The organism is Actinomadura montaniterrae (assembly GCF_008923365.1).
Taxonomy (GTDB): Bacteria; Actinomycetota; Actinomycetes; order Streptosporangiales; family Streptosporangiaceae; genus Spirillospora; species Spirillospora montaniterrae.
This window is the reverse complement of the sequence record NZ_WBMR01000064.1, coordinates 1-20,786: the sequence shown is the minus strand read 5'-3', so window position 1 is coordinate 20,786 and position 20,786 is coordinate 1. Positions and strand designations below refer to the sequence as shown.

General features: G+C 73.5%; 22 protein-coding genes and 1 riboswitch. Of the genes, 18 read left to right on the top strand and 4 right to left on the bottom strand.

Annotated features, from left to right (window positions below; all coding sequences use genetic code 11):
* The 15 genes from F9B16_RS22150 to F9B16_RS22080 all read left to right on the top strand — a co-directional run bounded on the left by F9B16_RS22150 (position 1) and on the right by F9B16_RS22080 (position 13,382).
* A complete protein-coding gene (locus F9B16_RS22150) occupies positions 1 to 1,827 on the top strand; it encodes a hypothetical protein (RefSeq protein WP_151542022.1) in 1,827 nt (608 codons plus the stop codon).
* Positions 1,828 to 1,935: 108 nt separating this feature from the next.
* A complete protein-coding gene (def, locus tag F9B16_RS22145; protein WP_151542021.1) occupies positions 1,936 to 2,481 on the top strand; it encodes a peptide deformylase in 546 nt (181 codons plus the stop codon).
* Between the two features lie 12 nt (positions 2,482 to 2,493).
* Positions 2,494 to 3,420 (top strand): methionyl-tRNA formyltransferase, encoded by a 927-nt coding sequence (gene fmt, locus F9B16_RS22140; protein ID WP_151542020.1) that lies wholly within the window; start codon positions 2,494 to 2,496, stop codon positions 3,418 to 3,420.
* Positions 3,420 to 4,838 carry an RsmB/NOP family class I SAM-dependent RNA methyltransferase gene (locus tag F9B16_RS22135; RefSeq protein WP_151542019.1) on the top strand — a complete coding sequence of 473 codons (1,419 nt, stop codon included), beginning with the start codon at positions 3,420 to 3,422 and terminating at the stop codon, positions 4,836 to 4,838. Before fmt ends, F9B16_RS22135 begins: the two co-directional genes overlap by 1 nt.
* 7 nt (positions 4,839 to 4,845) lie before the next feature.
* A complete protein-coding gene (locus F9B16_RS22130; RefSeq protein ID WP_151542018.1) occupies positions 4,846 to 5,793 on the top strand; it encodes a phosphatase PAP2 family protein in 948 nt (315 codons plus the stop codon).
* A 12-nt stretch (positions 5,794 to 5,805) separates the two neighbouring features.
* Positions 5,806 to 6,483 carry a ribulose-phosphate 3-epimerase gene (gene rpe, locus F9B16_RS22125; protein WP_151542017.1) on the top strand — a complete coding sequence of 226 codons (678 nt, stop codon included), beginning with the start codon at positions 5,806 to 5,808 and terminating at the stop codon, positions 6,481 to 6,483.
* A gap of 15 nt (positions 6,484 to 6,498) precedes the next feature.
* Positions 6,499 to 7,137 (top strand): HAD-IA family hydrolase, encoded by a 639-nt coding sequence (locus tag F9B16_RS22120; protein WP_151542016.1) that lies wholly within the window; start codon positions 6,499 to 6,501, stop codon positions 7,135 to 7,137.
* 266 nt (positions 7,138 to 7,403) lie between these two features.
* Positions 7,404 to 7,534: riboswitch (FMN riboswitch) on the top strand.
* 95 nt (positions 7,535 to 7,629) lie between these two features.
* Positions 7,630 to 8,256 carry a riboflavin synthase gene (locus F9B16_RS22115; RefSeq protein WP_151542015.1) on the top strand — a complete coding sequence of 209 codons (627 nt, stop codon included), beginning with the start codon at positions 7,630 to 7,632 and terminating at the stop codon, positions 8,254 to 8,256.
* Entirely contained in the window at positions 8,253 to 8,894 is a 642-nt protein-coding gene (gene pnuC, locus F9B16_RS22110; protein WP_151542014.1) for a nicotinamide riboside transporter PnuC, read from the top strand. Before F9B16_RS22115 ends, pnuC begins: the two co-directional genes overlap by 4 nt.
* Complete coding sequence (locus F9B16_RS22105; protein ID WP_151542013.1) at positions 8,891 to 10,129, top strand: bifunctional 3,4-dihydroxy-2-butanone-4-phosphate synthase/GTP cyclohydrolase II; 1,239 nt, start codon at positions 8,891 to 8,893, stop codon at positions 10,127 to 10,129. Before pnuC ends, F9B16_RS22105 begins: the two co-directional genes overlap by 4 nt.
* Positions 10,126 to 10,638, top strand: a complete 513-nt coding sequence (gene ribH, locus F9B16_RS22100) for a 6,7-dimethyl-8-ribityllumazine synthase (protein ID WP_151542012.1) — start codon at positions 10,126 to 10,128, stop codon at positions 10,636 to 10,638. The genes F9B16_RS22105 and ribH overlap by 4 nt, the downstream gene beginning before the upstream one ends.
* 48 nt (positions 10,639 to 10,686) lie before the next feature.
* A complete protein-coding gene (gene hisG, locus F9B16_RS22095; protein WP_151542011.1) occupies positions 10,687 to 11,562 on the top strand; it encodes an ATP phosphoribosyltransferase in 876 nt (291 codons plus the stop codon).
* A gap of 46 nt (positions 11,563 to 11,608) precedes the next feature.
* The gene (locus tag F9B16_RS22090) at positions 11,609 to 12,001 is read left to right on the top strand and encodes a PH domain-containing protein (RefSeq protein ID WP_225991846.1); all 393 of its coding nucleotides are present in this window, start codon (positions 11,609 to 11,611) and stop codon (positions 11,999 to 12,001) included.
* 58 nt (positions 12,002 to 12,059) lie between these two features.
* The gene (locus F9B16_RS22085) at positions 12,060 to 12,710 is read left to right on the top strand and encodes a Uma2 family endonuclease (protein ID WP_225991845.1); all 651 of its coding nucleotides are present in this window, start codon (positions 12,060 to 12,062) and stop codon (positions 12,708 to 12,710) included.
* A 42-nt stretch (positions 12,711 to 12,752) separates the two neighbouring features.
* Entirely contained in the window at positions 12,753 to 13,382 is a 630-nt protein-coding gene (locus F9B16_RS22080) for a Uma2 family endonuclease (protein WP_225991844.1), read from the top strand.
* 9 nt (positions 13,383 to 13,391) lie between these two features.
* On the opposite strand, the gene F9B16_RS22075 is transcribed toward F9B16_RS22080, so the two are convergent.
* Positions 13,392 to 14,315, bottom strand: a complete 924-nt coding sequence (locus tag F9B16_RS22075; RefSeq protein WP_225991843.1) for a D-alanyl-D-alanine carboxypeptidase family protein — start codon at positions 14,313 to 14,315, stop codon at positions 13,392 to 13,394.
* A gap of 129 nt (positions 14,316 to 14,444) precedes the next feature.
* Here F9B16_RS22075 and add point away from each other — a divergent pair, with 129 nt between their 5' ends.
* Together add and F9B16_RS22065 are read left to right on the top strand one after the other, a co-directional pair.
* Complete coding sequence (gene add / locus F9B16_RS22070) at positions 14,445 to 15,443, top strand: adenosine deaminase (protein WP_151542009.1); 999 nt, start codon at positions 14,445 to 14,447, stop codon at positions 15,441 to 15,443.
* A 16-nt stretch (positions 15,444 to 15,459) separates the two neighbouring features.
* Positions 15,460 to 16,224: a GntR family transcriptional regulator gene (locus F9B16_RS22065; RefSeq protein ID WP_151542008.1), complete on the top strand. Its 765-nt coding sequence runs from the start codon at positions 15,460 to 15,462 to the stop codon at positions 16,222 to 16,224.
* Here the strand turns inward: F9B16_RS22065 and F9B16_RS22060 are convergent.
* Genes F9B16_RS22060 through F9B16_RS22050 form a run of 3 tightly spaced genes read right to left on the bottom strand, consistent with a single transcriptional unit; the run spans position 16,221 to position 19,583 of the window.
* The gene (locus F9B16_RS22060) at positions 16,221 to 16,859 is read right to left on the bottom strand and encodes a hypothetical protein (RefSeq protein WP_151542007.1); all 639 of its coding nucleotides are present in this window, start codon (positions 16,857 to 16,859) and stop codon (positions 16,221 to 16,223) included. The two genes, F9B16_RS22065 and F9B16_RS22060, sit on opposite strands and share 4 nt — an antisense overlap.
* Positions 16,860 to 16,863: 4 nt before the next feature.
* On the bottom strand, positions 16,864 to 18,264 hold the full coding sequence (locus F9B16_RS22055) for a selenium-binding protein SBP56-related protein (protein WP_151542006.1): 1,401 nt from the start codon (positions 18,262 to 18,264) through the stop codon (positions 16,864 to 16,866).
* A gap of 11 nt (positions 18,265 to 18,275) precedes the next feature.
* Positions 18,276 to 19,583 (bottom strand): sulfite oxidase, encoded by a 1,308-nt coding sequence (locus F9B16_RS22050; protein ID WP_151542005.1) that lies wholly within the window; start codon positions 19,581 to 19,583, stop codon positions 18,276 to 18,278.
* Positions 19,584 to 19,710: 127 nt separating this feature from the next.
* Here F9B16_RS22050 and F9B16_RS22045 point away from each other — a divergent pair, with 127 nt between their 5' ends.
* Positions 19,711 to 20,613, top strand: a complete 903-nt coding sequence (locus tag F9B16_RS22045; RefSeq protein WP_151542004.1) for an AAA family ATPase — start codon at positions 19,711 to 19,713, stop codon at positions 20,611 to 20,613.
* Positions 20,614 to 20,786: the final 173 nt, after the last annotated feature.

Here is a 20,786-nt window from a genome sequence, read left to right as displayed (position 1 = left end):
GTGGCCGACAACTGGGTGGAGACGACCGCGGGCGACCTGCGGCGCTGGGCGGACGAACGCGGCGAGAAGGTCGACGGGCAGGGCGCTCACCTGCTGTTCGACCTCGCCGCGCGGGAGATGGGGCTGGAGGGCCCGGACGCCCTCACCCCCGGCGCGCTCCGCGCGCTGCTGCTGGAGGTGTTCCCGGAGACGGTGGTCGCGGGCGCCGACGAGGTCCCGTCCGTGCTGGACACGCTGCGCGCCGTCGCGGCGTTCCTCGGCGACACCGGCGCCGTGACCGCGGAGCGCGCCGCGGAGCTGGCCGCCGAGATCGACCGGCTCGCGCCCGAGTTCGCCGCGGTGGTCGCCGAGACCGACAGCGCCGAGCGGCAGGTCGCCGCCGAGGTCGTCGCCGGGCTGATGGAGGCCGACGGGATCCCCCTCGACGACCAGGACGCCGTCGAGGAGTGGATGCGCGAGTTCGAGGCGCTGCCCGACGAGGAGCGCTACGCCCGCGCCGAGGACTACCTGCGGCGCACCGAGGACCTCGTCGTCCCGCCGGTCCGGCTGGCCCCGGCGGCCGAGCTCGCGGACGCGGCGCGCCGCTCCGGCCTGACCGCCGAGGTCCGCGCGCTGGCCGAGTGGACGGGCGAGCGGGTGCTCACCGAGCTGGACGAGCTGACCGCGGCGGACGCCGAGGCCGCCGTCGCCGCGCTGGGCCTCGCCACCCCGCGCCGCCTCCCCGGCGTCGAGGTCGGCGACCAGACCGACCTGCCGGAGCTCGACCGCCTCTGGTGGGCCGCGACCGAGGCGGAGGTGATCCGCGCGGAGGGCGGCAAGGCCGCGCCCGGGCCGGCGCTGCCCGACCTCGGCTCCGGCGACGACGAGCGCGCGCTGCGCGTCTGGCTGCGGCTGCTGGACTCCGTCGCCGTCCCCGAGCACGACCCGTCCGACGGCCTCGACGCGATCGAGCTGGTGCAGAACGAGCTGACCGGCGTGCTGATCCACCTGTACGAGCAGGAGGAGCCCGCCACCCCCGGCGAACTGGCCGACGCGCTGCTCGGCCACGTCGCCGAGGCCTACGAGATCTCCGACGAGCGGTCGCTGGCGACGGCGGTGCGCGACGCGCTCACCCTGGAGCTGGACGACCTGGCCCGCTGGGGCGTCGTCGAGCCCGCCGGCGACGGGGGCCGCGCGCTGACCCCGCTCGGCGTGTGGGGCGTGCGGGAGCTGCTGCTGTCGGACGGGTTCACCGCGCCGGTCGTCGGGGAGCTGGCCGGCGCGCCGGCCGCCGAGCTGGTCGCGGGGCTCGCCTGGCACCGGCCGGAGACCGCCGACGAGGAGATCGACGGCTGGCTCGCGTCCCACGACGTCAAGGACGCCGCCGCCGACCTGCTCGACGTGATGCGCGGCGGCGGGCCCGGTGCCCGCAACCTCGCCGCCGCCGTCCTGCACCGCGTCGGCCCGGAGGCCGCGCCGGTGGTGCGGGCCGCGCAGGAGCACCCGCTCGTGTCGCCGTACGCGGCGCTGTGGCTGAACGCGGCGGGCGACCCGGCGGGCCGGGAGCTGTCCCGCGCCGAGTACCTGTGGGTGTTCGTCGACACGGTCGCCGGGATGCTGGAGACCGCCGAGCCGGAGGAGGCCGTCGCCGCCGCGCTGGTCGACGCGCCGCCCGGGGCGGAGATGCGGGAGATGGTGGACGAGCTGTGGCGCACCGACCACCCGGGCGTCGCCGACGTCCTGGAGGCGCTCGGCGACCACCATCCCGACAAGGCGACCGCCAAGGCCGCCCGTACCGCCGCCTACAAGGCCCGCTCCGCGCACGCCGCCGGGAACGGCGGCGTGTGAGGTCCGCGTGATCCCTCCGTAGACTGGAGGCCGCGACATCCACGGTCCCGCCCGGCGCGCCCCCTTCGAGCGGCGCGCGGCGCCCCACCCGCAGGAACGGAGTCCTCGTTGGCCGTCAAGCCCATCCGCCTCTTCGGCGACCCTGTGCTGCGCACGCCCGCGGAGCCGGTGAAGGACTTCGACAAGGAGCTGCGCCAGCTCGTCAAGGACCTCACCGACACGATGATCGACGCGCCGGGGGCGGGCCTGGCGGCGCCGCAGCTCGGCGTGGGCCTGCGGGTGTTCACCTACTACGTCGACGACCGGCTCGGGCACGTGGTGAACCCGACGCTCGACCTGTCGGACGAGCAGGAGACCGACGACGAGGGCTGCCTGTCGCTGCCCGGCCTGGCGTTCCCGACGCCGCGCTCGGTCGGCGTCGTGGCGAAGGGCTTCAACATGCACGGCGAGCCGATCACGCTGGAGGGCACGCACCTGCTGGCCCGCTGCGTGCAGCACGAGACCGACCACCTGGACGGGATCATCTTCATCGACCGGATGGACCCCGAGCAGCGCAAGGCCGCGATGAAGGCGATCCGGGAGGCCGAGTGGTTCGGCGACCCGGCGCCCGTCGTGAAGGAGTCGCCGCACCGCACCTTCGGGAAGGCGATCTGAGGTGAGCGCCTGATGCGGCTGGTCTTCGCCGGCACGCCGGAGACGTCCGTTCCCGCCCTGGACGCGCTGCTCGCGTCCGACCACGAGGTGGCCGCGGTGGTGACGCGACCGGACGCCCGGTCCGGGCGCGGCCGCCACCTGGAGGCCAGTCCGGTCGCCGTACGGGCCGCCGAGGCGGGCGTCGAGGTGCTGAAGCCCGCCAAGGCCCGCGACCCGGAGTTCCTCGACCGGCTCCGCGCGATCGCGCCGGACTGCTGCCCGGTCGTCGCGTACGGGGCGCTGCTCCCGCGCGAGGCGCTGGACATCCCGCGGCACGGGTGGGTGAACCTGCACTTCTCGCTGCTGCCCGCGTGGCGCGGCGCGGCGCCCGTCCAGCGGGCGATCCTGCACGGCGACGACGTGACCGGCGCGGCCACCTTCCAGATCGAGGAGGGCCTCGACACCGGCCCGGTCTACGGGGTCCTCACCGAGCCCATCCGCCCCACCGACACCACGGGCGACCTGCTCGGACGGCTCGCCGTCGCGGGCGCCGGCCTGCTGCTCGACACGATGAACGGCATCGAGGCGGGCGTGCTGGAGCCGCGCCCGCAGCCCACCGAGGGCGTGTCGCACGCGGCCAAGCTGAACCCGGAGGACGGGCACGTCGACTGGCGGACGCCCGCCCTGCACATCGACCGCCTGGTCCGCGCCTGCACGCCCGCGCCGGGCGCGTGGACGACGTTCCGCGACGCCCGCGTCAAGCTCGGCCCCGTCCGCCTCGTCCCGGAGGCGGAGAAGCTGGCGCCGGGCGAGCTGCGTCCCGGGAAGAAGGAGGTGCTGGTCGGCACGGCCACGCACCCCGTCGCGCTCGGCGACGTGCAGCCGCAGGGCAAGCGCCGCATGGCCGCCGCCGACTGGGCGCGCGGCGTGGACCTCACCGGCAAGGACGCGTTGCACTGATGCCGCCGACCCGTGGCCGACGAGGCCGTCCCGACACCCGCAGGCCCGGCGGGCCCCGCCGGACGGGCCGTCCGGAGGACCTCGTCCGGCGTACCGCGTTCGACGTGATCCGCGCCGTGGAGACCCGCGACGCGTACGCGAACCTGCTGCTGCCCACCCGCCTGCGCGACCGCGGCATCACCGGCCGCGACGCCGCCCTCGCCACCGAGCTGACCTACGGCACGCTGCGCGGCCGCGGCACCTACGACGCGGTGCTCGCGCTGTGCAGCGACCGGGAGCTGCGCCGGATCGACGCGCCGCTGCTGGACGTGCTGCGCCTCGGCGCGCACCAGATCCTCGCCACCCGCATCCCGCCGCACGCCGCGGTCGGGACGGCGGTGGAGCTGGCGCGGTCGGTGTCGGGCCCCGGCCAGGCGAAGTTCGCGAACGCGGTGCTGCGCAAGGTCGCGACCCGCGACCTGGACGCGTGGCTCGCGATCGTCGCGCCCGCCGACGCCGACGCCACCGCCCGGCTGTCGATCGCGCACAGCCACCCCAAGTGGATCGTGTCGGCGCTGCGCGACGCGCTCGGCCCCGACCGCGGCGAGATCGGCGCGCTGCTGGAGGCCGACAACGCCCGCCCGCGGGTGACGCTGGTCGCCCGTCCCGGCCGCGCGACCCCGCAGGAGCTGTACGACGCGGGCGCCGAACCCGCCCCGTACTCGCCGTACGCGGCCGTGCTGGCGGAGGGCGACCCGGGGCACATCGGCGCCGTCCGGGACGGCCGCGCCGCCGTCCAGGACGAGGCGAGCCAGCTCGTCGCCCTCGCGCTCGCCGCGGCCCCGCTGGACGGCGCGGACGCCCGCTGGGCCGACATCTGCGCCGGTCCCGGCGGCAAGGCGGGCCTGCTGTCGGCAGTGGCGGCCGAGCGCGGCGCGCGCCTGCTCGCCGCCGACGTGCAGCCGCACCGCGCGGGCCTCGTCCGCCGCGCGGTCGACGACCGGACCGGCGTCGTCGCGGCGGACGGCACCGCCCCGGCGTGGCGGCCCGGCGCGTTCGACCGCGTCATGGTGGACGCGCCCTGCACCGGCCTCGGCGCGCTGCGGCGCCGTCCCGAGGCGCGCTGGCGCCGCGGCCCCGAGTCGGTCGCCGAGCTGGGCCCGCTGCAGCGGCGGCTGCTGGCGACCGCGCTGGAGTCGGTCCGTCCCGGCGGCGTCGTCGCCTACGTCACCTGCTCCCCGCACCTCGCCGAGACGCGGGTGGTGGTCGACGACGTGCTCCGCGACCGCGACGGCGTCGAGCGGCTCGACGCGCCCGCCGTCCTCGCGTCCGTCGCGGCGGATCTCACCGGCGTGGGCGACGGCCCGTACGCGCAGTTCTGGCCGCACCGGCACGGCACCGACGCGATGTTCCTCGCCCTCCTGCGCCGCGGGGACTGACACGCCGGTGCTCACCGGCTTCATGTTCGCGATGACGTACCTCGGCAGCGCCGGGTTCTATATCCCGGCGCTGGTCGTCCTTTTCTGGTGCGTGCATCCGCGGCTCGCCGCGCGCGCGATCGTCATCCTGTCGTTCGGGTCGACGCTCAACACCGTCCTGAAGCTGGTGTGGCACGCGCCGCGCCCGTTCTGGACGGACCCGGCCGTCCGCGGGCGGCAGCCGCTCGCCTCGTTCGGCATGCCGTCGGGGCACGCGCAGAACGCCGTCGTGACGTGGGGCTTCTTCGCGTCCCGCACGCGGCGCGCGGGCGTGTGGGCGGCGGCGGCCGCCGTGATCGTGCTGATCGGTGTGTCGCGGGTCTACCTCGGCGTGCACTCGTGGGGCCAGGTCCTCGCCGGCTGGGCGATCGGCCTGGGCGTCCTGATCCTGGCGCTGTGGCTGGAGCCGCGCGCCGTCCCGTGGTGGAGCCGCCGCCCGCTGCCCCTGCAGCTGGCGATGGCGCTGGTGATCTCGCTGGCGTTCCTGGGCGCCGCCTGGCTCGCCGTCCGCTCCCTGCACGGCTGGCGGTGGCCCGCCGCGTGGGCGGAGGCCCTCGTCGCGGCCGGCGGGCACACCCGTCCGATCACCGTGAACGAGGCGGCCGCCGCCACCGGCGGCCTGTTCGGGATCCTGGCGGGGATGTCGGTCCTCGCCGCGCGCGGCTGGTTCGACGCGGGCGGCACCCTCGGGCGCCGCCTCGCGCGCCTGGTCGTCGGCGCCGCGGGCGCGGGCGTGATCTCCTCGCTCGACCTGCTCCCGTGGCCCCGCGCGGGGGAGGCGTTCGCGGTGCAGGCGCTGCTGGCCCTGTGGGCGACGGCGGGCGCGCCGGAGGCGTTCGTCCGGCTCGGGCTGGCGTGCCGGGCCACCCCCGCGCTCACCCGGCCGGGTGATGGGCAGGACGAACCGGCCCAATAGACTCGGGGCATCATGGCACCACAGATCGCACCCAGCATCCTCTCCGCGGACTTCGCCCGCCTGGCCGAGGACGTCGCGCTCATCTCCGGCACCGCCGACTGGGTGCACGTCGACGTCATGGACAACCACTTCGTGCCCAACCTGACCCTCGGGCTCCCGGTCGTCGAGGCGCTGCTCAAGCACAGCGCGCTGCCCCTCGACTGCCACCTGATGATCGAGGACCCGGACCGGTGGGCGCCGCAGTACGCCGAGGCCGGGGCGGGCAGCGTCACGATCCACGCCGAGGCCGCCAAGGCGCCGATCCGGACCCTGCGCGCCATCCGCGCCGCCGGCGCGCGCGCCGGGCTCGGTGTGAATCCCGCCACGCCGGTCGAGGGCTTCGAAGACCTCCTCGGCGAGATCGACATGCTCCTGCTCATGACCGTCGAGCCCGGGTTCGGGGGGCAGAAGTTCCTCGACGTCGTGCTCCCGAAGGTCCGCCGCGCCCGCGACATGATCAAGGGCCGCGACCTGCCCGTCTGGGTGCAGGTGGACGGCGGCGTCAGCGCCGAGACGATCGAGCGCTGCGCGGACGCCGGCGCGGACGTGTTCGTCGCGGGCAGCGCCGTCTACGGCGCCGACGACCCGTCCGAGGCCGTCCGGCGGCTGAAGGCGCAGGCGGAGAAGGCGACCGCCGCCGCCTCCTGGTGAGGGCCGGGTGACCTCATGGTGACACTGCCCTGTACGGCCGTCCTGTTCGACGTGGACGGCACGCTCGTCGACTCGACCCCGCTGGTCGAGGCGGCCGCCCGCGTCTGGGCGGCGGAGTACGGGCTCGACGCCGACGAGTTCCTGTCGGGCGCGCACGGCCGCCGCACGAGCGACCGCGTCGCCGACTTCCTGCCCGCCGACCGGGTCGCCGCGGCCACCGCGCGCCTCGACGCCCTGGAGGCCGAGCGCACCGACGGGATCACCGCGCTGCCGGGCGCCCTGGCCCTGCTCACCGCGATGAACGGCATGCCGTGGGCGATGGTGACGTCGATGGACAAGGAGCAGCTCCGGGTCCGCACCGGGGTCGCCGGCGTCCCGCTGCCGCCCGTCGTGATCACCGCCGAGGACGTCCCGCGCGGGAAGCCCGACCCGACCGGCTACCTGCTGGGGGCCTCCCGCCTCGGCGTGGACCCGTCGGCTTGCGTGGTGATCGAGGACGCCCCGGCGGGCATCGCCGCGGGCCGTGCCGCCGGCGCGACCGTCCTGGCGGTCGCGACCAGCCACGACCGGTCGGAGCTGACCGCGGCGCACGCGGTCGTCGCGGACCTGACGCACGTGGCCACCGGCCCCGGCGGCCTCCGCCTCGCCCGCTGACCAGGGGCGGTCGTGGCGCGGTCCCCGCGGGCCGCGCCGCCGGGCCCACGTTGGGAATGGCGGTCACCACGGGCCTCGGCGGCGCGGAGTCGGGTGCGGGGAGCGGAGGCGGGTTCCGGATCGGGGTCTACCCGGTGCCGGAGATCGTTGAACGTTGAACCGGGCAAGGATAACCCGAGCGAGCGCTTGGTCAGCGGAAGGCGGCCGTGGCGATGCTCACATAGGGCGGGCGGCGGTTCGCATGGCACACTGTTCCCAAAGCATGAACGCGTGCTCCGGGGTCGGTGAAATTCCGAACCGGCGGTGACAGTCCGCGACCCGGCCGAAGCCATCGGCCGGTTGACCTGGTGGAACTCCAGGACCGACGGTGAAAGTCCGGATGGGAGGCAGCGCGCAGCACACCCCTGTGACGGCAGGGGTGCCCGCGACGTCGACGCACGTACACCCCCGGAGCCGGGTTCCGTACCGAACGGAACTGAGGAGGCCCGGGGAATGTTCACCGGCATCGTCGAGGAGCTCGGCGAGATCGTCGCGGTCGAGGCCGAGGGAGACTCGGCCGTCCTGACGATCCGCGGCCCGCTCGTCACCGAGGACGCCGTCCACGGCGCGTCGATCGCCGTCAACGGCGTTTGTCTCACCGTGGTGGACGTCAAGGACGGCACCTTCACCGCCGACGCGATGAAGGAGACGCTGGACCGGTCCAGCCTCGGCGCGCTGGAGCCCGGGTCCAAGGTCAACCTGGAGCGGCCCGTCCGGCTCTCCGACCGGCTCGGCGGCCACCTCGTCCAGGGTCACGTCGACGGCGTCGGAACGATCCTCTCCCGCGAACCGGGCGAACGCTGGGACGTCGTCACCGTCTCGCTGCCCGGGGAGCTCGCCCGCTACGTCGTCGGCAAGGGCTCGATCACGGTCGACGGCATCAGCCTCACCGTCGTCGACGCCGCCGCCGACCGGTTCAGCGTCGCGCTCATCCCGACGACGCTGGCCCTCACCACGCTCGGCCACAAGAAGCCCGGCGACCCCGTCAACCTCGAGGTCGACGTCGTCGCCAAGTACGTCGAGCGGATGCTCGGCGACCGCGCGGCAGGAGCCCCGGACCCGGTGGGCGGCGCGGCATGACCTGGCTGGACGCGGGCTTCGACGTCTTCGGCGAGCACATCCTGTGGACCGACCTCGCCGGCAACATCCTGTCGCTCGCCGTGGTGTGGCTCGCCATGCGCAAGACCCTCTGGACGTGGCCGGTGCAGCTGGCCGGCGCGCTGCTGCTGCTCGCCGCGTCCGTGCACGCCGACGTCCCCGGCAACGCCCTCAAGCAGGTGCTGTTCGGCTTCCTCGCCGTCTACGGCTGGGCGATGTGGGCGCGCGGACGGCGCGGCGGCGACCCCCTCGTCGTGCGGAGCGCCACGGCGAAGGAGCGCGCGGTGCTGATCGCGGCCCTCGTCGTCGGCACCGCCGCGGTCGCCGAGCTGTTCCTCCACGTCGACTGGCTCAAGGCCGCCTGGTCGCCGTGGGCGAACGCCTACATCTTCGTCGGCAGCGCCGTCGCGACGTTCGCGCAGAGCCGCGCGCTCGTCGACTTCTGGATCGTGTGGGTGCTGGTCGACCTGGTCGGCGTGCCGGTCGCCCTGCACTCCGGGCTGTACGTGTCCGGCGCGGTCTACGTGATCTTCTTCGTGATGGTGATGGTCGGGTTCAGGAACTGGCTGCGGGAAGCGAAGGCAGTGCCGGCCCCCGGGAACAAGGCGGTGACCGCATGAGCGGCGACGACGGACTGAACGGAAGCGGGATCTTCGACCCGATCGAGGAGGCGGTCGCCGACATCGCGGCGGGACGCGCCGTCGTGGTCGTCGACGACGAGGACCGCGAGAACGAGGGCGACATCATCTTCGCCGCGTCGAAGGCGACGCCGGAGCTGCTCACCTTCACGATCCGCTACACCAGCGGCGTGATCTGCGTCCCGATGGAGGGCGCCGACCTCGACCGGCTGCAGATCCCGCTGATGACCGCGCAGAACAGCGAGCGGATGCGCACCGCCTACACCGTCAGCGTCGACGCCCGGCTCGGCGTCAGCACCGGCATCTCCGCCGCCGACCGGGCCCGCACGATCCGGACCCTCGCCGACTCGGCGTCCGAGCCCCGCGACCTCGTCCGCCCCGGGCACATCTTCCCCCTGCGCTACCACGAGGGCGGCGTGCTGCGCCGCCGCGGGCACACCGAGGCCGCCGTCGACCTCGCCCGGATGGCCGGGCTCACCCCGGCGGGCGTCCTCGCCGAGGTCGTCAACGAGGACGGCACCATGGCGCGCCTCCCCGAGCTGCAGGTGTTCGCCAAGGAGCACGGCCTCAAGCTGATCTCCATCGAGCAGCTCGCCGAGCACCGCCGCCGCACCGAGGCGATGGTCACCCGGGTCGTCGAGACCCGGCTGCCGAACCGGTACGGGATGTGGCGCGCCGTCGGGTTCTCCAGCGAGATCGACGGCGGCGAGCACCTCGCGCTCGTCCTCGGCGAGATCGGCGACGGCGAGGACGTCCTCGTCCGCGCGCACTCCGAATGCCTCACCGGCGACGTCCTGCACTCCGAGCGCTGCGACTGCGGCACCCAGCTCGACGCCGCCATGGAGCGCATCGCCGCGGAGGGCCGCGGCGTCGTGGTGTACCTGCGCGGTCACGAGGGCCGCGGCATCGGCCTGCTGGCCAAGCTGCGCGCCTACGCCCTGCAGGACCACGGCTCCGACACCGTCGACGCCAACCTCGAACTCGGCCTGCCCGCCGACGCGCGCGAGTACTCCAACGCCGCGCATATGCTGCGTGACCTGGGCGTCCGCTCGATCCGGGTGCTCACCAACAACCCCGACAAGCTGGCGGGCCTGGACGGGTTCGGGCTGGAGGTGCGCGGCCGCGAGACGATGCCCGTCGTCGTCACCGAGCACAACCGGCGCTACCTGACGGTCAAGCGCGACCGTCTCGGACACGAGATCGAAGGACTCTCATGAGCGGTGCGGGACGCCCCGAGGACAGCGTCGTCGACGCCGCCGGGCTGACGCTCGGCGTCGTCTGCACCCGCTGGCACGGGCAGATCACCGACCAGCTGCTGGAGCGCGCCGTCGCCGCGGCGAAGGCGTGCGGGATCGACGCGCCCGTCGTCGTCCGGGTCGCCGGCGCCCTCGAGATCCCCGTGATCGCCCAGCAGCTCGCCCGCGACCTCGACGCCGTCGTCTGCCTCGGCGCGGTCATCCGGGGCGCGACCGCCCATTTCGACTATGTCTGCGACTCCGTGACGACCGGTGTGACACGCGTTGCACTGGACGAGTCGACTCCGGTGGGCAACGGGGTCCTCACATGTGACACCATTGAACAGGCGCTGGAACGCAGCGGGCTGCCGGGCAGCTCCGAGGACAAGGGATGGGAGGCGACTGTGGCCGCACTCGACACGGCACTGACCCTGCGAGGTCTGCGGCATCACGGTCACGCCGGGCACGGCCTGGAGCATCTGGGCTCCTGAGGTCCCCCCCGGCATCCGCAAGCCCAACCCATTCCGAAAGGCAATTCCGTGCTGTCACTCGTCCTGCCGAAGGGGTCGCTGGAGAAGGCGACCATGCAGCTGTTCGACGCCGCCGACCTCACCGTCCGGCGCGCCTCGGACCGCGACTACCGCGCCTCCATCGACGACCCGCGCATCGACCGCGTCCGGGTCCTGCGCCCGCAGGAGATCCCGACCTACCTCGAGCAGGGCCTGTTCGACCTCGGCATCACCGGCCGCGACTGGATCACCGAGACCGACTCCGACGTGGTCAGCCTCGGCGAGCTCCAGTACTCCAAGGCGACCTCCAACCCGGTCCGCGTGATCATGGCGGTGCCGGAGGACGCGCCCTGGCAGAGCGTGTCGGACCTGCCGGAGGGCGTCCGGATCTCCACCGAGTTCCCCGCGATGACCAAGCGGTTCCTCGACAAGCACGGCGTGAAGGCGAAGGTCGTCCCGTCCTACGGCGCGACGGAGGCGAAGGTCCCCGACATCGTGGACGCGATCGTCGACCTCACCGAGACCGGCTCGTCGCTCCGCAAGAACGGCCTGCGCATCCTCGACACCCTCCTGACCAGCTACACCGAGCTGGTCGCCAACCGGGAGGCCTACGAGGACGCCGAGAAGCGCGCCGCGATGGAGGACGTCTCCCTGCTGCTGCAGGGCGCGATCCGGGCGCGCGGCAACGTGCTGCTGAAGCTGAACGTCGCCCAGTCCGACCTGCCGAAGGTCCTGGACATCATGCCGTCGATGTCGTCGCCCACGGTCACCTCGCTGGCCGGCGGCGACTCCAGCGCGGTCGAGTCCGTCGTCGCCAAGCGCGGGGTGAACACGCTGATCCCCGCGCTGAAGGCGGCCGGCGCGCACGACATCCTCGAGATCCCCATCTCGAAGATCGTTGACTGAGGTCAGGGCCCTTCCGGTCGTGTGGCGTCCCCGCACCACACGGCTCGTGGCCTACATCACGGCGGGCGTGGTCGTGCTCGGCCTGATCGCGCTCGCCGTGGTGGTGGCCCCCCAGTTCAAGCTGTTCGACCGGATCCTCATCGTCGTGTTCGGCCTGGTCGTCGCGTGGGTCCTGCACATGCTGGCCCGCTGCCGCGTCACCGCCGACGAGTCGGGCCTCACGGTCGTCAACGCGTTCCGCACCCGCCGCCTCGACTGGCCCGAGGTGCTCGGCGTGTCGATGACCGAGGGCGACCCGTGGCCCACCCTCGACCTCGCGGACGGCACGTCCATCGGCGCGATGGGCATCAACGGCGCCGAGAAGACCCTCGCCGCCCGCCAGCTCACCGAGCTGAAGGCCCTCCTCCGCACCCGCAGCGAAACCCCCGACCCCGCCTGACACCCCGGTGTCGGCGTTCGCCGGGCAGGGGGCCGTATTCCTGCGCCAGAATGCCTGCATGAGTGCGGAGAGTGTCGATGTGGGCGCAAAGAGTATCCGGGCGAGCGTCGATTCATTGCCTCACTGGGTGTTCCCGCCGCCCGGCGGGTTCACCGCCGATCATTTTCTGCGCATGCGCGACCTGCCGCGCCAGTCCGAGCTGATCGACGGAGCTCTGATCTTCGCCGCTCCTCAGACGCGCTGGCACTCGCACACGGTGAGCCTGCTGACCGCCGAGCTGCGGCGTCAGGCTCCTGAGGACCTGGATGCCATCCACGGCATGACGGTGAGACTCGACGAACGCCAGGCACCGGCAACGGACGTGGTGGTCGTGACGGCGGAGGCCATGCGTCGTGAACGGCCGGATCACTATTTCTTCCCGGAAGACGTCCGGCTCGTCGTAGAGGCCGTCCTGCCGGACTCGGCGATCCGCGACCGGGATGTCAAGCCGCGCCGATACGCCGCCGCCGGGATCAAGCACTTCTGGCGCGTCGAGCAGGACGACGGCCGGACCATCGTGTACGTCTACCAGCTCGATCCCGCCACCGGCTCCTACGTCCCCACCGGCATCCACCATGACCGGCTCAAGCTGACCCTGCCCTTCGGCATCGACATTGACATCGATCTCACTTCCACCGGTACACTCCGCCGGCCTCCCGGCCCCGCCTAGGTACCTCGCGGGACGAGTGCGCCTGAAGTCGTGGGGTGGAACGTGAGTACGGAGGACGCCGATGAAGGCGCGGGAATCATCCTGGCGAGCGTCGAGTCCTTGCCGGACTGGGTGCGCCCGCCGGCGGGCGGGTTCACCGCGGATCACTTCCTTCGCATACGCGGTCTGCCCCGTCAGACCGAGCTGATCGACGGTGCCCTGGTCTTCGCCGCCCCGCAGACGCTGTGGCATTCCTGTGTGAAGCACTTGATCGGCGAGGATCTGCGGCGCCAGGCCCCGGACGGGTTGATCCCGGTCAGCGGTATGACCGTGAAGCTCGATGACCGGCAGGCGCCGGCGCCGGATGTGGCCCTGGTGACGCTGGAGGCGTGCCGTCGAGGGGGACCGGACCTGTACTTCTTCTCCAGGGGAGACGTCCGGCTCGTGGTGGAGGTGGTCCTGCCGGATTCGGAGATCCGCGACCGCGACGTCAAGCCCCGAAGGTACGCGGCCGCGGGGATCCCGCACTTCTGGCGGGTCGAGGACGTCGGTGACCGGACGGTCGTCTTCGTCCATGAGCTCGATCACGCAGCCCGGTCTTATGGGCCGCCCAGTGTTCATCGTGGGCGGCTCAAGGTGACGGTGCCGTTCGATATCGAGATCGACCTGGCGGCCATCGACGCGCGGTGGTGAGTGCGCGGGTCAGTCGGTGGTGGTGTTGGTGGGGGCGGGTGGGACTCGGTAGGGGTCGGTGGAGCCGAAGGCCCAGTCGAGCATGCGGGCGGCGTCGGTGAAGCGGGCGCGCTCGTCGGTGGTGGAGCTGTTCAGGACGATCCCGGTGAGGGCGCGGCCGTCGCGGCGGGCGGCGAACAGCAGGGAGTAGCCGGCGGCGTCGGTGGTGCCGGTCTTGATGCCGGCCGCGCCCCGGTAGGAGCCGAGGAGCCGGTTGGTGTTCGACCAGGTGTAGGCGTGATGGGTCGTGGTTCTGGCGAGCCTGTACGTCCTGCGGCCGACGGTGGTGCGGAAGACGGCGTCGTCCATCGCGTAGCCGGCGAGGCGGACCTGGTCGCGGGCGGTGGAGCGGGTGGACGTGGCCGTCGGCCAGGGCAGGCCGTCGAAGTTGGCGTAGACGGTGTGGTCGAGGCCGAGCTCCCGGGCGGCCTCGTTCATCTTGGCGACGAACCGGCCCTTGCCGGGGCCGTAGGCGTCGGCGAGGGCGTAGGCGGCGTCGCAGCCGGACGGCAGCAGCAGCGCGTTGAGGAGCTGGCGCACTGTGAGCCTGTCGCCGGCGTGCAGGCCGGCGGTGCTGCCGTCGTGCTTCTTCGCGTACGTCAGGTACTTGCGCTTGATCTTGATCTCGCGGCCGAGCCCGCCCTCGTGCAGGACGACGAGCGCGGTCATCACCTTGGTGATGCTGGCGATGGGGCGTTCGGTGTCGGCGGCGCGTGACCACACGGTGGTGCCGGACGTCGCGTCATAGAGCAGCGCCGACCTGGCGCCGACACCGGCCGGTCCGGCGGCGGGACGCGCCGCCGCCGCGCGGGCCGGGGCCGCCGCCAGCGAGGGGACGGCGGCCAGGGTCAGGACGGCGATCGTGCGGTGGCGGGCGGCGAGTCTGGTGATCACATTCGGACACTGCCACCCGGACGGGCCGTCTTCAAGCACCGTGCAGGCCCGCCACCAGCGAAAACGTGACCTGTATGGTTCACCGTACAGATTTACCTGTATGGTCGACCGTACAGATCGGAGGGGGTGATGGGAATCGACGCGTGGATCGGGCGGCTGCCCAAGGTCGAGCTGCATGTGCACCTGGAGGGCTCGCTGCGGCCGGCGACGCTGCTGTCGCTGGCGCGGCGCCACGGCGTCGACCTGGCCGGCGACGTCGAGGCGCTCTACCGGTTCGAGGACTTCGGCGACTTCGCGCGGCTGTTCCTCGCGGGGCTGAACGTCCTGCGCGGCGTCGAGGACTTCGCGGACGCCACCGTCGCGCTGGCCGGGGAGCTGGCGGCGCAGAACGTCCGGTACGCCGAGGTGACGACGACGCCGGTGCAGCATCACCGCCGCGGCGTCGTGCTGGAGGAGTACGCGGACGGGCTGGACGAGGGCCGGCGGCGCGCGCGCGACGAGCACGGGGTGGAGATCGGCTGGATCTGCGACATCTCCCGCGAGTCGGAGGTGCCGGACTCGCACCTCACGGTGGACTTCCTGCTCGGCCGGACGGCGCCCGGCGGGGTCGTCGGCCTCGGTCTCGGCGGGGTGGAGGAGGGGTTCCCGCCCGAGCCGTTCGCGTCCTCGTTCGCGAAGGCGAAGGCGGCCGGGCTGGCCGCGCTGCCGCACGCCGGGGAGACCGTCGGCCCGGAGAGCATCTGGGGCGCGCTGCGGTCGCTGAAGGCCGACCGGATCGGGCACGGCATCCGCTGCCTGGACGACCCCGCGCTGGTCGCGCACCTCGCCGAACGGCGGATCCCGCTGGAGGTGGCGCCGACGTCCAACGTCGCCCTCAAGCTGGCGAAGAGCCCGGGGAGCCACGTGCTCGGCGAGCTGGTGCGGGCGGGGCTGGTCGTGACGCTGAACACCGACGATCCGGCCTATTTCCGGACGACGCTGAACGACGAGCTGCGCATGGCCCACGACCTGCACGGCTTCACCCGCCGCGCGCTGCTGGACGCGCAGGTCACCGCGCTGGAAGCCTCGTACGCGCCCGCTGCGACCAAGGCCGCCGTCCGGCGGGAACTCGACGACGTCGCTCTGTGACGAGGAGGCATCTGCCATGGCACGCCCGCCTGGAGCGGACCGTCCGCTGTACGTGCGCATCGCGATGTCGCTCAAGAGCCGGATCCTGGCCGGGCACTACGCGCCCGGGCAGCGGCTGCCGGGGGAGGACGACCTCGCCGCCGCGATGGGCGCCAGCCGCAGCACCGTCCGCCAGGCGCTGACCGAGCTCCGCGACACCGGTTATGTCACCAGCCGCCGCGGGTCCGGCAGCTACGTCGCGGACCCGCTGCCGATCGAGCCGCTGTCGCCGCGGTCGGGCCCGGTCTACACCGGCTTCCTCGATGACCTGGACAACGAGGCCCACCACGTCGTCGAACGCGACCGCGTACAGGAAGAACTGCTTGCGGACGAGGCCCTAGCCGCGCGCCTGAAGGTCCCGGTGGGCGCACCCGTGGTCCGCTACCGCGCCACCCGGCTTCGCCACGGCGTCCCGTACGGCGTCGCGACCGACGTTCTGCCCCGGGCGGTCGCCGACCGCATCACCCCGGACGTCCTCGACGCGAGCCCCACGATCGTCGACGCGCTGGCGCTCGCGGGAAGCCGCGTCGCCGAGAGCCTGCAGCGCCTCGAACCCGCCGTCCTGGACGCGGCGGACGCGCGGCGCTGCGGAACGTCCGCCGGCGACCCGGCGCTCGCCATCACCGGCACCGCCTACGACGCCGGCCGCGCGCCGATCGACGCCTACACGCTGACGGTCGTCACCGGCTACGGCATAGGCCTGCACCTGACCCGCGCCACCACCGCGGACGGCAGCGACTAAAGGGCGGCCACGAGCGTGACGGCGCCGGCGGTGATGAGCGCGGCGGCCCACACGCGGTCCAGGTTGAACCAGGCGCGCCGCAGGATCGCCAGGCCCACGATCTCGTAGACGGCGACGGCGATGATCCCGGCGACCGCCAGCATCGCCAGCGTGTGCACGCCGGTCACGAAGATCGCGGCGGACACGGCGTTCCCGGACGCCGACGCGAACCCGTGGTGGTGGCCGGCGGGGACCGTCCCGGACGAGGTGAGCACGGGCAGCAGCATCAGCCCCGCGCCGTGCGCCGACGACATCAGGAACGACCAGGCGGCGAGCTGCCACAGCGAGATCCGCATGCCGACCCAGCGGAAGTGCCGCCGCGACAGCAGCCGCCACAGCCCGAACCCGACCAGCACGATCCCGCCGCCGATCGCGACCGCCTGGGTCGCCACGACCGACCGGGTCAGCGCGACGAGGACCGCGACGGCCCCGACGGACGCGGCGTGGCCCGCGGCGATCGCCGGCAGCGACTGCAGGACGAGCGCCCTGCTGCGCTCCTGGAGGCCGCGGGCCACGGCGAACAGCCAGCCCATCGCCGGGTTGAGGCCGTGGAAGGCGCCCATCGCGACGAGCGCGGCGAGCGAACCGTCCTTCACCGCTCTACGGGTAGCAGTAGGAGTCGGACGACGCGTCGCCGCCCTGCAGCCGCGTCTGGTGGGGGCGCCTGCCGCGGAACGCGTCGCCGTGCGGGAAGAACCGCTCGTCGAGCGCGAAGCCGTCCGCGGTGGAGTCGAGCTTGGCCATCCAGGCGCCGACGCCGTCGGGGTAGAACTGGTCGTCCCAGGAGCCGTAGAGGGAGTTGGTGACGTAGACGCGCTTCCCGTCGCGGCTGACCTCGACCATCTGCGGCCCGCCGGCGAGCGGCAGGTCCGGCGCGGCCGGGTGCGGGGTGCGGCCGACGATGCCGCCGATGCGCACCGAGCCGGCCTCGACGGGGTGGAACGGGTCGCTGACGTCGTAGCGCTTCAGCTCGCCGGTGCCCCAGCACGACACGTACAGCCACTGGTCGTCCACCGACAGGTCGATGTCGGTGACCAGCGGCGGGACGGCGCCGAACGGCGCGATGACCTCCGGCAACCGCGACGCGTCGGCGGGCTCGGCGGGGATAGTGATGACCTTCGTCGCGGCCCACCGGTCGCCGTCGCGGTGCCACAGCCACACCGACGCCGACAGGTCCTCGACGCTGACGACGACGCCGGCGAAGCCGTACTGCTTCGTCGGGTCGTGCGCGGGCCGCAGCTCCAGCACCATCTGGTGCTCGTCGCCGAGGTCGACCTCCTGGACGTGGCGGCGCTTGCGCAGGTCCCAGAAGTGCAGCGAGTGCCCGTACTTGCGGCCGAGCAGCAGCTCCCCGACGACACCGTCCTCGATCATGGACGGGGTGCCCCATTCGGAGGTGATGAGCACGTCGTGCGCGATGTGCCACCAGGCGTCGTAGGCGAAGTACTGCGGGCCGCGGTCGACCTCCCAGCGGCCGAGGACGTCGAACGAGGTGTGGTCGAGGAGCGCGATCCCGCCCGGTCCGTCCTCTCCGTTGGCGCCGCCGAGCGCGGTGAGGTACAGCCCCTCGGGGCCGCAGTGGACGGTGTGGGGCCGCGAGTATCCGGCGCGTTTCGCCAGCTCGTCCGGCTCCAGCACCTTGATGATCTCCGGCGCGGTCGGCTTGTCCTTCGTGTCGATGACGTAGACGCGCGACGACCGCAGCCCCGGCACGATCAGGTAGCGGCGCTCCACGTGCGGGTGCGGCGCGTAGGGGCACAGGGCGCTGCTGCACGCGTTCCATCCGAAGTGGTGCAGCTCGTCGCCGAGGTAGGGCAGGTCCGTCCAGCCGACGACGTCGCCGTAGGACGCCGAGCCCGGGTCGACGTCGAGGACGGCGATCGCGTCCGGCTTCTCCGCCGCGCGGTCGAACGCCGCGACGTAGGCGAGCTTCTCCGGCGGCGCGGACACCGCGTCCCGCGGCGAGGCGTAGAAGGTCGGGTCGGGCTTCCACAGTGCCATGGCGGGTCCCTTCAGGAGACGGTGACCGGGTGGCGGACGACGGCGCCGAACAGGTAGCCGAGCGTGTTGTAGGGCGCGGTGGCCGGCTGGGACGCGCCGGTGTCGTCGGTCGCGCGGGCGAGCAGCTCGTGGCCTCCGGGGCCGTCCGGCCGCCACGGGAACTCCCAGCGGACCCAGCCGCGCGCGTCGGCGTGCCGGTCGCGCAGGCGGGCGTGCCGCCAGGTGCGGCCGCCGTCCACGCTGACCTCGACCTTCTTCACGCGTCCCGTCCCGGACCAGGACCGTCCGTGCAGGACCTGGGGGCGGGCGGGCAGCGGCGCGTCCCACGGCAGCTCGAACGCCGACTTGACGTTCATGCGGGTGAGCGGCGCGCTGCCCTCGGGCGGGTAGCCGGGGCCGAAGAACCGGTAGTAGCGGGTGTTCCATGGGGAGAAGAGCGGCTCGTCTGCGACCTGGATGTCGCCGACCCACTTGATGTTGGCGACGCCGACCCAGGACGGGACGACTAGCCGGACGGGGAAGCCGTGGTCGGGCGGCAGCGGCGCGCCGTTCATCTCGTAGGCGAGCAGGACGTCCTTGAGCGCCTTGGCGACGGGTAGGGGACGCCTGACCCGGCCGAGGTTCTCGCCTTTGTCCACGAAGTCAGCGTCCAGCCCGCGCGGGAGGATGTCCACCGCCTCAGGGGTGAGACCCGCGCGTTCGAGGACGGCCGACAGCGGCACGCCGCGCCAGCGCGCGACGCCTACGGCGCCGAGCTTCCACGCGGTGCCGGACACCTGCTGTCCCTGCTGGGAGGTGTAGAAGCTGCGCGCGTTGCCGGTGCATTCGATGAACGAGGTGATGGTCTCGGCGCGCATGCCGAGGAGGTCCTCGTAGGAGAACTCGACGGGACGCTCCTCCGGCGGTGCGCCGTGCAGGCCGGTGCCCCAGAGCTTGAGCCGCCAGGTGCGGGCGTCGATGCGCGGGGTGGCGATGTGGTTGCGGACGAAGAACCGGTCCACGGGCGTGAGGTGGCCCTGCCCGCGCATGGCCTCCCAGCGCATCTCCGCGTTGGTGCCCTGCGGGATGAACAGTTCGGGCGGCAGCGGTTTGACGATCCCGGTGGCGGGGGCGGTGTCGGCGAACGCCGGGCGCGGGACGGCGGCGGCGCCGAGGGCGGCGCCGAGGCCCGCGCCGGCGGACAGCCGCAGCATGCCGCGCCGCGACAGCGCCTGGCCGGCTGGTGCCTGGGCCGCGCGGACGCGCTGGTAAGTAGCCTCGTCGGTCAGGTCGCCGTCGTGGCCGGGCTGGGGACGGTGGGGGGTGTCACCGGTTCGCATGTGCTCGATGCTGCTGACCGGCCGCCCGAAAGTCAACTTTCCCTACAGCTTTACCATGGAAACGGAGCCGGAAACCGGGGATGCGGACGTCTGGGAGTCCGCCGCTCCGCTGGGTAGCCTGGCGACCATGGCGGAGACGGCGCCGACGGCGGCGGGCGAGGTCGACTCGCCCGCGGACCTCGCGACCCTGCTGGACCGGCACGCCTACCTCTGCGACGAGGGCCTCGCCACCGCGTGCTTCCTCGCGCTGCGGATGGGCCGGCCGCTCTTCCTGGAGGGCGAGGCCGGGGTCGGCAAGACGGAGCTGGCCAAGACCCTCGCGACCGCGCTCGGCGCGCCGCTGATCCGGCTGCAGTGCTACGAGGGCCTCGACGCCTCGCAGGCGCTCTACGACTGGGACTTCCCCCGCCAGCTCCTGCACCTGCGCGCGGCCGAGGCCGCGGGCGTCGGCGACGTCGCGCGGCTGGAAGGCGAGCTGTACGACCGGCGGTTCCTGCTCGCCCGGCCGCTGCTGCGGGCGCTGGAGACCTCCCCGAGCGTGCTGCTCGTCGACGAGCTGGACCGCGCCGACGACGAGTTCGAGGCGTTCCTGCTCGAGGTGCTCAGCGACTTCACCATCACCGTCCCCGAGCTCGGCACGATCCGCGCCGAGCGCCCGCCGGTCGTCGTCGTCACCTCCAACCGGACCCGCGAGGTGCACGACGCGCTGAAGCGCCGCTGCCTGTACCACTGGCTGGAGCACCCGTCGTTCGACCGCGAGGTCGCGATCATCCGGCGGCGGCTGCCCGCCGCGGCCGCGCGGCTGGCCGGGCAGGTCGCGGGCGCGGCGCAGCGGCTCCGGACCCGGGACCTGCTCAAGCCGCCGGGCGTCGCGGAGACCCTGGACTGGACCGAGGCGCTGGTCGCGCTCGGCGTCCGCGAGCTGGACCCGGGCACCGCCGCGGTGACGCTCGGCGCCGTGCTCAAGTACCGCGAGGACCAGCAGCGCGTCCTCGCCGGCGGCCTCGACGCCCTGCTGAACGGCGGGTGAGCGGCGGTGCGGGACGTCACCGAGACGATGGTCGGGTTCGCCAGGACGCTGCGCGCCCTCGTCGCCGCCCGGATCGACACGCTCCCGCTCCCCGAACGGGCCGTCCTGCGGGACGCCACGACCTTCCCGGAGAGCGGGTTCCGGGCCGAGGGCGTGGCCGCCGTCTCCGCCCG

Bases quoted from the DNA above. Each gene is read 5' to 3' on its own strand.
- F9B16_RS22120 (WP_151542016.1), top strand. From the start codon at position 6,499: ATGGTGACACTGCCCTGTACGGCCGTCCTGTTCGACGTGGACGGCACG.
- rpe (WP_151542017.1), top strand. From the start codon at position 5,806: ATGGCACCACAGATCGCACCCAGCATCCTCTCCGCGGACTTCGCCCGC.
- pnuC (WP_151542014.1), top strand. From the start codon at position 8,253: ATGACCTGGCTGGACGCGGGCTTCGACGTCTTCGGCGAGCACATCCTG.
- F9B16_RS22055 (WP_151542006.1), bottom strand. From the start codon at position 18,264: ATGGCACTGTGGAAGCCCGACCCGACCTTCTACGCCTCGCCGCGGGAC.
- ribH (WP_151542012.1), top strand. From the start codon at position 10,126: ATGAGCGGTGCGGGACGCCCCGAGGACAGCGTCGTCGACGCCGCCGGG.
- F9B16_RS22135 (WP_151542019.1), top strand. From the start codon at position 3,420: ATGCCGCCGACCCGTGGCCGACGAGGCCGTCCCGACACCCGCAGGCCC.
- fmt (WP_151542020.1), top strand. From the start codon at position 2,494: ATGCGGCTGGTCTTCGCCGGCACGCCGGAGACGTCCGTTCCCGCCCTG.
- F9B16_RS22065 (WP_151542008.1), top strand. From the start codon at position 15,460: ATGGCACGCCCGCCTGGAGCGGACCGTCCGCTGTACGTGCGCATCGCG.
- add (WP_151542009.1), top strand. From the start codon at position 14,445: ATGGGAATCGACGCGTGGATCGGGCGGCTGCCCAAGGTCGAGCTGCAT.
- F9B16_RS22085 (WP_225991845.1), top strand. From the start codon at position 12,060: ATGAGTGCGGAGAGTGTCGATGTGGGCGCAAAGAGTATCCGGGCGAGC.
- F9B16_RS22105 (WP_151542013.1), top strand. From the start codon at position 8,891: ATGAGCGGCGACGACGGACTGAACGGAAGCGGGATCTTCGACCCGATC.
- F9B16_RS22115 (WP_151542015.1), top strand. From the start codon at position 7,630: ATGTTCACCGGCATCGTCGAGGAGCTCGGCGAGATCGTCGCGGTCGAG.
- F9B16_RS22045 (WP_151542004.1), top strand. From the start codon at position 19,711: ATGGCGGAGACGGCGCCGACGGCGGCGGGCGAGGTCGACTCGCCCGCG.
- F9B16_RS22050 (WP_151542005.1), bottom strand. From the start codon at position 19,583: ATGCGAACCGGTGACACCCCCCACCGTCCCCAGCCCGGCCACGACGGC.